The 9,660-nt window shown below is 67.4% G+C and carries 11 protein-coding genes; 2 read left to right on the top strand and 9 right to left on the bottom strand.

From position 1 onward, the window contains the following. The 8 genes from ACXJKR_RS15785 to ACXJKR_RS15750 all read right to left on the bottom strand — a co-directional run. Window positions 1-449: Gfo/Idh/MocA family protein (locus ACXJKR_RS15785; RefSeq protein ID WP_457323628.1), on the bottom strand; the 449-nt coding region annotated here is incomplete at its 3' end. Then, window positions 446-1,312, bottom strand: coding sequence for a class III extradiol dioxygenase subunit beta (locus ACXJKR_RS15780; protein ID WP_457323627.1), 867 nt, complete (start codon window positions 1,310-1,312; stop codon window positions 446-448). The genes ACXJKR_RS15780 and ACXJKR_RS15785, both read right to left, overlap by 4 nt. A gap of 2 nt (window positions 1,313-1,314) precedes the next feature. Further along, entirely contained in the window at window positions 1,315-1,749 is a 435-nt protein-coding gene (ligA, locus tag ACXJKR_RS15775; RefSeq protein WP_457323626.1) for a protocatechuate 4,5-dioxygenase subunit alpha, read from the bottom strand. Then, complete coding sequence (locus ACXJKR_RS15770; protein ID WP_457323625.1) at window positions 1,749-2,663, bottom strand: amidohydrolase family protein; 915 nt, start codon at window positions 2,661-2,663, stop codon at window positions 1,749-1,751. The genes ligA and ACXJKR_RS15770 overlap by 1 nt, the downstream gene beginning before the upstream one ends. Before the next feature lie 4 nt (window positions 2,664-2,667). Then, window positions 2,668-3,351 (bottom strand): 4-carboxy-4-hydroxy-2-oxoadipate aldolase/oxaloacetate decarboxylase, encoded by a 684-nt coding sequence (gene ligK / locus ACXJKR_RS15765; protein ID WP_457323624.1) that lies wholly within the window; start codon window positions 3,349-3,351, stop codon window positions 2,668-2,670. Window position 3,352: 1 nt separating this feature from the next. Beyond that, window positions 3,353-4,390 (bottom strand): amidohydrolase family protein, encoded by a 1,038-nt coding sequence (locus tag ACXJKR_RS15760; RefSeq protein WP_457323623.1) that lies wholly within the window; start codon window positions 4,388-4,390, stop codon window positions 3,353-3,355. Between the two features lie 18 nt (window positions 4,391-4,408). Beyond that, the gene (locus tag ACXJKR_RS15755) at window positions 4,409-5,788 is read right to left on the bottom strand and encodes an MFS transporter (RefSeq protein ID WP_457323622.1); all 1,380 of its coding nucleotides are present in this window, start codon (window positions 5,786-5,788) and stop codon (window positions 4,409-4,411) included. Between the two features lie 24 nt (window positions 5,789-5,812). Beyond that, the gene (locus ACXJKR_RS15750; RefSeq protein ID WP_457323621.1) at window positions 5,813-6,514 is read right to left on the bottom strand and encodes a substrate-binding domain-containing protein; all 702 of its coding nucleotides are present in this window, start codon (window positions 6,512-6,514) and stop codon (window positions 5,813-5,815) included. A gap of 95 nt (window positions 6,515-6,609) precedes the next feature. Here ACXJKR_RS15750 and ACXJKR_RS15745 point away from each other — a divergent pair, with 95 nt between their 5' ends. Then, window positions 6,610-7,512 carry a LysR family transcriptional regulator gene (locus ACXJKR_RS15745; protein WP_457323620.1) on the top strand — a complete coding sequence of 301 codons (903 nt, stop codon included), beginning with the start codon at window positions 6,610-6,612 and terminating at the stop codon, window positions 7,510-7,512. Here ACXJKR_RS15745 and pobA read toward each other — a convergent pair. Further along, window positions 7,491-8,663, bottom strand: coding sequence for a 4-hydroxybenzoate 3-monooxygenase (gene pobA / locus ACXJKR_RS15740; RefSeq protein WP_457323629.1), 1,173 nt, complete (start codon window positions 8,661-8,663; stop codon window positions 7,491-7,493). The two genes, ACXJKR_RS15745 and pobA, sit on opposite strands and share 22 nt — an antisense overlap. A gap of 192 nt (window positions 8,664-8,855) precedes the next feature. Between pobA and ACXJKR_RS15735 the strand changes: the two genes are divergently transcribed. Then, window positions 8,856-9,660: helix-turn-helix domain-containing protein (locus tag ACXJKR_RS15735; protein WP_457323619.1), on the top strand; the 805-nt coding region annotated here is incomplete at its 3' end.

Here is a 9,660-nt window from a genome sequence, read left to right as displayed (position 1 = left end):
TCCATCTGCTGGACGTTGAACTCGCCTGTCGTGATCTTCTTGTGAACCCACCGGTGGCTGGGGTTGAAGCGCCGCGTGTGGCCGCACATCGCGACCAGGCCCGACTGCTTCGCCACGCCGATGACCTCTTCGCCATCGGCCAGCACGTCGCACAGCGGAATCTCCACCTGCACATGCTTGCCGGCCTTCAGGCAGGCCAGKGTCTGGCTGGCGTGCATCTGCGTGGGTGTGCACAGGATGACGGCATCCACCTCGGGCAGTGCCAGCGCATCGGCCAGGTCGGTCGTGACGTGCTTGATGCCGTACTTGTTCGCCACCTCGCGGGTCTTGTCCAGGTCACGGCTGATCAGCGAGACGACTTCGACGCCGGCTATGTTCTTGATGCCGTCCAGGTGCTTGATGCCGAAGGCGCCGGCGCCGGCGAGGGCAACACGAATTGGTTGAGTCATGTGTTCTCCAGAATCAGATGGCCGACCGCCGTGTTCGAGGCAGGCACGTGATAGAAGCGATGCGCGACGTGCGGGGCCGCGCCACCGTTGACGTCGGCCATCGCGCCGCGGGCGATCAGCCACATGACGAGCTCGATGCCTTCGGAGCCGGCCTCTCGCACGTACTCGTCATGCGGCACGCGCGACAGGGCGTCGGGCTCGGCGATCAGGCGGTCCAGGAAGCGGGTGTCCCACTCGCGGTTGATGAGACCGGCACGCGGGCCTTGCAACTGGTGGCTCATGCCGCCGGTGCCCCAGATCTGCACATTCAGGTCCGGCCCGAACGACTCGACCGCACGCCGGATGGCCTGGCCCAGCATGAAGCAGCGCCGCCCCGACGGCACCGGGTAGTGCACGACATTGACCGCGAACGGGATGACGGTGCAGGGCCAGGCGCCTTTCACCGGGTCGGGCTRGCCGCACATCAACGACAGCGGCACGGTCAGGCCGTGGTCCACGTCCATCTTGTTGGCGATGGTCAGGTCGAAGTCATCCTGGATGACGCTGTGGGCGATGTGCGCGGCCAGCTCAGGGTGGCCGATGACGGGCGGCACCGGGCGCGGCCCCCAGCCCTCGTCGGCGGGCTCGAAGCGGGCCGCGGTGCCGATGGCGAAGGTGGGAATCAGGTCGAGGCTGAAGGCCGTCGCGTGGTCGTTGTAGACCAGGAAGACGACATCCGGGCGGTTGTTGTCGAACCAGCGCTTGGAAGGTTCATAGCCCGCAAAGACGGGCTGCCAGTAAGGCTCGGTGGTCTTGCCGAGGTCCAGTGCCGCGCCGATGGCGGGCACATGCGAGGTGTAGACGGAAGCGGTGATGCGGGCCACGGTTACTTCTTCCCTGCTTTGCCTTGCGGCTGGCGGTGCGCCTGCGCGTCGCCGTCCTCGCCAACGCGGCGGTTGCCTTCTACGGAGCGGCCGCCGGAGATCATCATGTTGCGGTACTCCTCTTCGGTCATGCCCGTCATGCTGCCCGCCATCTGCTGGAAGCTCTTGCCGTCGGTCGCGCCGATCTTGGCCAGGAAATAGATGTTGCCGCCCAGGCGGATGCATTCGTTCAGGTCGCGTGCCAGCACCGCCGCCTTCTGCGCATCGGTCATCGGCCACTCGTCGAGATAGGCGCGCTCGTCGGCCTTGAAGCGGGCGCGGTTGTCGGCCTTCATCAGCGACATGCAGAACTGGTTGAGCCAGTAGCCCTTGCGGGATTGTTCGGCGTCGAAGATGGTGGTGCCGGGGATGTCGGTGTAGGACTTGTCGAGAGGCATCAGGACTCCTCGGGCCAATAGAGGCGCATGGGGTTGGTCACGAGTAACTTTTGCTGCAACTCGGCGGTCGGCGCGATGTGCGGGATGAAGTCCACCAGCAGGCCGTCGTCGGGCATGTGGTCCTTGAGGTTGGGGTGGGGCCAGTCGGTGCCCCACAGCACGCGGTCAGGGAACTCATCCATGACGCGGCGGGCAAAGGGCAGGACGTCACGATAGGCGGCCTGTTCGCGGTCCAGCGCGCGCGGGCCGGTGACGGACAGGCGCTCGGGGCAGCTGAGCTTGCTCCACACGTTGTCGTTCTCGCGCATGAACTTCAGGAAGAGCTCGAACTCGGGGCCGTCCACTGGTTTGCTGACGTCCGGCCGGCCCATGTGGTCGACGACGACGGTGGTGGGCAGGGCGGTGAAGAAGTCCCACAGCTCGGGCAGGTCGGCCGCCTCGAAGTAGATGACGACATGCCAGCCCAGCCTGGCGATGCGGGCGGCGATCTCCTGCAACTCATCCTTGGGCGTGAAGTCCACCAGCCGCTTGACGAAGTTGAAGCGAACGCCGCGCACGCCGGCCTCGTGCATGCGTTGCAGCTCGGCATCGCTGATGCCGCGCTTGATGGTGACAACGCCGCGGGCCTTGCCGCCCGAGCTTTGCAGCGCGTCGATCAGCGCGCTGTTGTCGGCGCCATGGCAGGTCGCCTGCACGATGACGTTGCGCGCAAAGCCGAGGTGGTCGCGCAGCGCGAAGAGCTGTTCCTTGCTGGCGTCGCAGGGCGTGTACTTGCGCTCTGGCGCGAAGGGGAACTGCGCGCCGGGGCCGAAGACATGGCAGTGCGCGTCGACGGCGCCGGCCGGGACTTGGAAACGCGGTTTGGAAGGAGCGGCGTACCAGTCCAGCCAGCCAGGGGTCTTGGTGAAGTCCATGGTTTCAGTCGATGTAGCGCAGGCCGGCTTTTTCCAGCGGCTCACGCATCTTGTACATGTCGAGGCCAAGCACGCCGGAAGCCAGCTTGGCGCGCTTCTCGCCTTCGAAGCTCTCGCGCTTGAGGGCGGCTTCCAGCGTGTCGACCGCACGCGCGGACGGCACGCAGACGACGCCATCGTCGTCCGCCACGATGACATCGCCCGGCGTGACCCACATGCCGGCGCAGACGACGGGGATGTTGACCGAGCCCAGCGTGGCCTTGATCGTGCCCTTGCTGCTGATTGCGCGGCTCCAGACCGGGAAGCCCATCTGCTGCAGTGTCTTCACGTCGCGCACGCCGGCGTCGATGACGAGGGCACGCGCGCCGCGCGCCTGGAAGGAGGTGGCGAGCAGGTCGCCGAAGTAGCCGTCGGTGCAGTCGGCGGTGACCGCCGCGACGACGATGTCGCCGGCCTGGATCTGCTCGGCGGCGACATGCATCATCCAGTTGTCGCCGGGTTGCAGCAGCACGGTCACGGCCGTGCCCGACACCTGCACGCCGGCGTAGATGGGCCGCATATAAGGCTTGAGCAGGCCGACGCGGCCCATGGCCTCGTGCACGGTGGCCGAGCCCAGCGCGGCCAGGCCGTCGGCGGCCGTGCGATCGGCCCGTTGGATGTTGCGGTAGACGACGCCGAGTTCGTACATATCAAAGACCCTTGGCTTTCAGTTGCGCATCCAGGCGCGGGAAGACGCGGCGGGCATTGCCCTCGTAGACGGCGTGGCGATCCTCGTCGCTGAGATTGGCCGTGGCCTCGACGTAGCGCTTGGTGTCGTCGTAGTAGTGGCCGGTCTCGGGATCGATGCCGCGCACGGCGCCGATCATCTCGCTGGCGAACAGGATGTTCTTGACCGGGATCACCTTGGTCAGCAGGTCGATGCCTGGCTGGTGATACACGCAGGTGTCGAAGAAGATGTTGTTCAGCAGGTGCTCGCTCAGCAGCGGTTTCTTCAGTTCCTGGGCCAGGCCGCGGAAGCGCCCCCAGTGGTAGGGCACCGCGCCGCCGCCGTGCGGGATCAGGAACTTCAGTGTCGGGAAGTCCTTGAACAGGTCGCTGGTCAGACACTGCATGAAGGCCGTCGTGTCGGCGTTCAGGTAGTGCGCGCCGGTGGTGTGGAAGCAAGCGTTGCAGCTGGTCGACACGTGGACCATGGCAGGGATGTCGTACTCCACCATTTGCTCGTAGACGGGGTACCAGTGCCGGTCCGACAGCGGCGGCGACGTCCAGTGACCGCCGGAGGGGTCCGGGTTCAGGTTGATGCCGACGTTGCCGTACTCCTCCACGCACTTGACCAGTTCGGGGATGCAGGTGGCCGGGTCCACGCCGGGGGACTGCGGCAGCATGGCCGCGGGCACAAAGTGATCTGGGAAGAGCTGGGCCACGCGGTAGCAGAGCTCGTTGCAGATGGCGGCCCAGGTGGCGGACGTGTTGAAGTCGCCGATGTGGTGGGCCATGAAGCTGGCACGCGGGCTGAAGATGGTCAAGTCCGAGCCGCGCTGCTTCATCAGCTTGAGCTGGTTGGTCTCGATGGACTCGCGCAGCTCGTCGTCGCTGATCTTCAGCTCGCTGGCCTTGGGGGCGCGGGACGGGTCCTGCTTCCCATTTAGGCCGGCGATCTGCAGGTCGCGCCAGGCGCCGAGGGCCGCCGGTGCGGTGGTGTAGTGGCCGTGGACGTCGATGATCATCAGAGCTTCTCCTTGTTGTCAGTGCGCGAGCGCCGTGCGGGCATCGCGGTCGTCGGCAAAGCCATCGGCATCACGCTTGATCCACAGCGCTGCGGCGGCGAGGGCGCCGGGCACGGCCAGCACCAGGAAGACGGTGCCGATGCTGGCATGCATGGCAGCCATTTGGGCCACCAGCAGCGAGCCCAGGATGCCGCCGAAGCGGCCGATGCCCAGCATCCACGACACGCCGGTGGCGCGGGCGTTGGTGGGGTAGAAGGCCGCGGCCAGCGCCGGCAGCGAGGACTGCGCGGTGTTCATCAGCACGCCGGCCAGGAAGACGCAGACAACCAGCGCAGCCACGTTGCCCGTCATCTGGCCGATGGACCAGATGGCCACCGACGTCAGCGCAAAGCCCAGGGCGACGATGCGGTTGGGCTCCACGCGGTCCATCAGCCAGCCGAAGAACACGGCGCCCACACCGCCGAGCGGGAAGAGGGCGGAGATCAGCGTCGCGGTGCGGGGCTCGATGCCGGCCTCCTTGAACAGCAGCGGCATCCAGTTGATCAGCGCATAGAAGATCACCAGGCCCATGAAGTAGGCCACCCACAGCATCAGCGTGCCCAGGCGGTAGGAGCGGGCCAGCACTTGCGCCAGGCCGCCGCGCTCGTTGGTAACGACGCGGGTCTCGCTGAGCGTGAAGCGCTCGATCTGGTGCACCTGCGGGCCGGCAATGCGGGCCAGTGCGGCGCGGATGCGCTCGACCGGCTGGCGGCGCGTGACCATGAAGCGCACCGACTCGGGCAGCAGCGTCAGCAGGCCGACCGTCAGCAGCAGCGGCGCGATGCCGCCCAGCACCAGCACGCTCTGCCAGCCCCATTGCGGGATCATCCACGCGGCCAGGAAACCACCGAAGGCCGCGCCCAGCGGGAAGCCGCAGAACATCAGGTTGGTCAGCGTGGAACGGCGCGCCGTGGGACAGTACTCGCTCATCAGCGTGACGGCGCTGGGCATGGCCGAGCCCAGGCCCAGGCCGGTGATGAAGCGCAGCACGCTGAGTTCCGTCAGGTTGGTGGCGAAGGCCGAGGCCAGCGTGGCGACGCCGAAGAGCAGCACCGTCACCGTCAGCACACGCTTGCGGCCCAGCCGGTCGGCGATGGGGCCGGACAACAGCGCGCCGGCGGCCAGGCCGAAGAGGGCGGCGCTCAGCACCGGCGCCAGCATGGGCTTGGTGACGCCCCAGTCCTTGATCAGCGACGGCGCGATGTAGCCGATGGCCGCGGTGTCGAAGCCGTCCAGCAGCACGACGAAGAAGCACAGCGCGAAGACCACCCATTGCCAGCGGGACAGCGGGTGGTCGTCGATGAGGCGCTGCACGTCCACGGCGCGGGCGCCGGGAGTGGGGATCGGTGAGGTCTGCAAGCTTGTCTCCTGTTGTCTTTGAGGTCAGCGCGGGCCGTGGACTGCCCGCATGCCGTGTTGCCGTTTGAGTGCTTCGGTGGCCGGGCTGGCCATGAAGTCCAGCAGCGCCTGGGCCGCGTCGGGTTGGGCTGCATTGGCCGTGACGGCGCCGCTGAAGCGGCTGACGATGTCTGCCTCGGCCGGCATGCCACCGAGCAGCGTGATGCCGGATACATCCATCAGCTCGCTGAATTGCTGAAAGCCCAGCTCGACCTCGCCGCTGGCCACCAGGCTGCCCACCGGCACGCCGGGGCGGGCCTSCACGAGGCGAGCCTTCAGCGTGTCCATCAAGCCCCAGCGCTCGAACAGCTGCATCAAGGCCGTGCCGCTGGGGCCGGTCGAGTAGCCGATGCTGCGGGCCTGCAGCACGGCGGCGCGCAGGGCGGCTTCGCTGCTGATGTCGGGCGGCGCGCTGCCGGCGCGCACGGCGATGGCGACGCTGGAGTCGGCAATCGACCGCACGCTGCCGGGCTTCAAGCGGCCGGCGGCCTCCAGCTTGGCGATGGCGTCGCTGGCCAGCACGACCAGGTCGAAGGCCTCGCCGTCCTGCACGCGGCGCGCAGCATCCACGCCGCCGACAGACTCCAGATGCACGGCGGGCGCGCCGGTCTGCGCATGCGCCTGAGCGAGTGCCGTCAGCAGATGGCGCGTGGCCATGGACGAGATCAGGGTGAGGGCGGTGCTCATGGGGCGCGATTCTTCGCAGTGAAGCTCTGTCGCGCTAGGTCTGGCTGCTGCTATCAGCTATAGCGATCCGGCATGGGCTCTGCCAAGATGCGCACATGACGTTGAACCAGATCGAGTACTTCATCCAGGTCGCGGAGCACGGCAGCTTCAGCAAGGCCGCGCTGGTGTTGAACGTGGCGCAGCCGGCGCTGAGCCGGCAGGTGCGGGCGCTGGAGACGGAGCTGCACGAAACCCTCTTCCTGCGCAATGGTCGCGGCGTGACGCTGACCGAAGCCGGGCGCCGGCTGCTGGAGCATGGTCAGGGCATCCTGCACCTGGTAACGCAGGCACGCGAGGACCTCAGCGAGCACCGCAACGAGCCGGTCGGCCAGATCGTCGTGGCCATGCCGCCGACACAGGCGCGCATGCACACGCTGCCGTTGATCAGGGGTTTTACCGCCAGCTGCCCGCGGGCGCGCCTGGTCATCATGGAAGGCTTCTCGACCCACCTCACCGAGTGGCTGGTGTCGGGCCGGGCGGACCTGGCGCTGGTCTACAACCCCGAGCCGCTGCCGTCGCTGGAGATCCTGCCGCTGCGCGAGGAGTCGCTGCTGTTGCTGAGCCCGCCCGAGGCGGCACCGAGCGGGCCACTGACGCTGGAGGAGCTGTCGCGCTTGCCGTTGATCATGCCGCAGCGGGGCCATGTGTTCCGCAAGCGCATGGAGGAGGCCGCAGCGATGGCCGGCGTGCAGTTGCGCGTGGACTGGGAGGTGTCCAGCGTGCCGGCCATCCTCGACCTGGTCGCTGCCGGCCTGGGGCACGCGGCGTTGGGCGAGGACKTGCTGCGCGCTTTCGAGCATCCGGAGCGCCTGGCCGTCACCCGCTTCAAGGCCAGCGATGTGAAGACGACACTGTGTCTGGTCACGCCGGCGCTGAAGCGCTCGACGCCGCTGACGCAGCGGACGGCGGCGCTGCTGATGAAGCTGGTGCGTGAGCCCTACCAGGGCAGGCCGACGTAGTTCTCCGCCATCGACGTCATGGCAGCCTCGGAGCTGACCACGTATTCCAGCTCGGCGCGGTGCAGCTTGGCGTCGATCTCGGGCTCGTGCGGCAGGTTGTGCATCAGGCTTGTGAACCACCAGGAGAAGCGCTCGGCCTTCCAGATGCGCGACAGGCAGCGCGACGAGTAGTGCACGATGCCGGCCTCGCTCTTCTCGCGGTAGTGCTCGATCAGCGCCTGGGACAGGTAGCGCACATCGGACGCCGCCAGGTTCAGCCCCTTGGCCCCCGTGGGCGGCACGATGTGGGCGGCGTCGCCCGCCAGGAAGAGGCGGCCAAAGCGCATCGGCTCGGCAACGAAGCTGCGCAGCGGCGCGATGCTCTTTTCCAGTGAAGGGCCGGTGACGAGGGCCGCCGCCGCCGCAGGGTCCATGCGCGCGCGCAGCTCGTTCCAGAAGCGTTCGTCGCTCCAGTCGCCCACCTGCTCGGTCAGYGGCACCTGCAGGTAGTAGCGGCTGCGTGTGCTTGAGCGCATGCTGCACAGCGTGAAGCCGCGCTCGTGGCGGCCGTAGATCAGCTCGTGCGAGACCGGCGGTGTGTCGCTCAGCATGCCCAGCCAGCCAAAGGGGTAGACCTTCTCGTGCGTCTGGATGGCGTCCGCCGGCACGCTGGCGCGGCTGACGCCGTGATAGCCGTCGCAGCCGGCGATGTAGTCGCACAGGATTTCAATGCGCTCACCATTCACCGTGCAGCGCGCACCGGGTGCATCGCCGTCGAAGCCGAACAGCTCCACATCGGAGGCTGAATACAGCGTCTGTTCGCCCACCGCGGCGCGGGCTTCCATCAGGTCGCGCGTCACCTCGGTCTGGCCATAGACCATGACCGACTTGCCGCCGGTCAGCCGGCTCAGGTCGATGTGATGGCGCTGGCCGTCGAACATCAGCTCGAAGCCGTGGTGCACCAGACCTTCGGCATGCATGCGCGCGCCGACACCGGCCTGATCCAGGAGGTCGACGGTGGTCTGCTCCAGCACGCCGGCGCGGATGCGGCCGAGCACATAGTCGCCCGTCTGGCGTTCGACGATCAGGTTGGCCACGCCGGCCTTGTGCAGCAATTGGCCGAGCAGCAAACCCGACGGCCCCGCGCCGACGATGAGCACCTGGGTGCGCAATGTCTTCATGTCTCGCTCCGTTCTTGTCAGATACCTGTGAGCGTAGGTCGGTGGGGGTGTAGGAACAATGGACGACAGGAACGTGCGCTTGCACAATTCGAACCTATGTCAAGGTCTCAAGCCCGTTCCTCACCACCTCTGTATGAGCTTTATGGCGAGYTGGGGCGGGATGAAGCGCTGGATGGTCTCCACATGGAGTCCATCGCCGACCGCAGCCGATTGCACAATTGGGAAATCCAGCCGCACCGGCATGCAACGCTGGTGCAGCTGCTGCTGATCGAGTCCGGCACGGCGCGCGTGCAGATCGACGGGCAGCTGCTGGAGCTGCGTGCGCCCGCCGTCGTCTGGGTACCGATGCTGGTGGTGCATGGCTTCGCGTTCTCGCCGGAAACTGAGGGGCACGTCATCACGCTGGACCAGGCGCGGATCAGGAGTCTGATCGGCGGCTCGCGCGGCCTCTGGGAAGGCTTGGGAGCCTCGCGCGGCGTGGCATTGGAAGCCGGCTCACCCCACGCGCAGACGCTACTTGCGATTGCCCGCGTGCTGCGTGCCGATTACGCTGGCACGTCACCCTGGCGCGCCCAGGTGCTTGACGGCGCTGTGCTGATGGCAGCCGCCCTCATAGCCCGGCTGCCTGCGCTTGCTGCGGAAGCGGCGGAAACTGCCGAGCCCGAAGGTCGGGCCATGCAGCATCTGGCCCGCTACCGCGAGCAGGTCGAGCGCCACTACCGCAGCCACCCGACCCTGGACACGCTGGCGGCGCCGCTGGGCATCACGACGACGCAGCTCACCCGCCTGTGCCGCCAGCATCTGAACTGCTCGCCGCTGGACATGCTGCACCAGCGCCTGTTGCTGGAGGCCAAGCGTGAACTGAGCTATACGACGTTGCAGGTACGCCAGATCGCCGATGGCCTGGGCTTTGCAGACCCGGCCTACTTCACGCGCTTCTTCCAGCGGCTGACGGGGCAGTCACCGAGTGGCTGGCGGGCCGACATGG

Source organism: Roseateles sp. P5_E11, from assembly GCF_054049355.1.
This window is presented reverse-complemented; position numbering and strand designations above follow the sequence as displayed.

Coding starts and splice junctions, on each gene's coding strand:
- ACXJKR_RS15760 (WP_457323623.1), bottom strand. CDS start 4,390: ATGATCATCGACGTCCACGGCCACTACACCACCGCACCGGCGGCCCTC.
- ligK (WP_457323624.1), bottom strand. CDS start 3,351: ATGTACGAACTCGGCGTCGTCTACCGCAACATCCAACGGGCCGATCGC.
- ligA (WP_457323626.1), bottom strand. CDS start 1,749: ATGCCTCTCGACAAGTCCTACACCGACATCCCCGGCACCACCATCTTC.
- ACXJKR_RS15770 (WP_457323625.1), bottom strand. CDS start 2,663: ATGGACTTCACCAAGACCCCTGGCTGGCTGGACTGGTACGCCGCTCCT.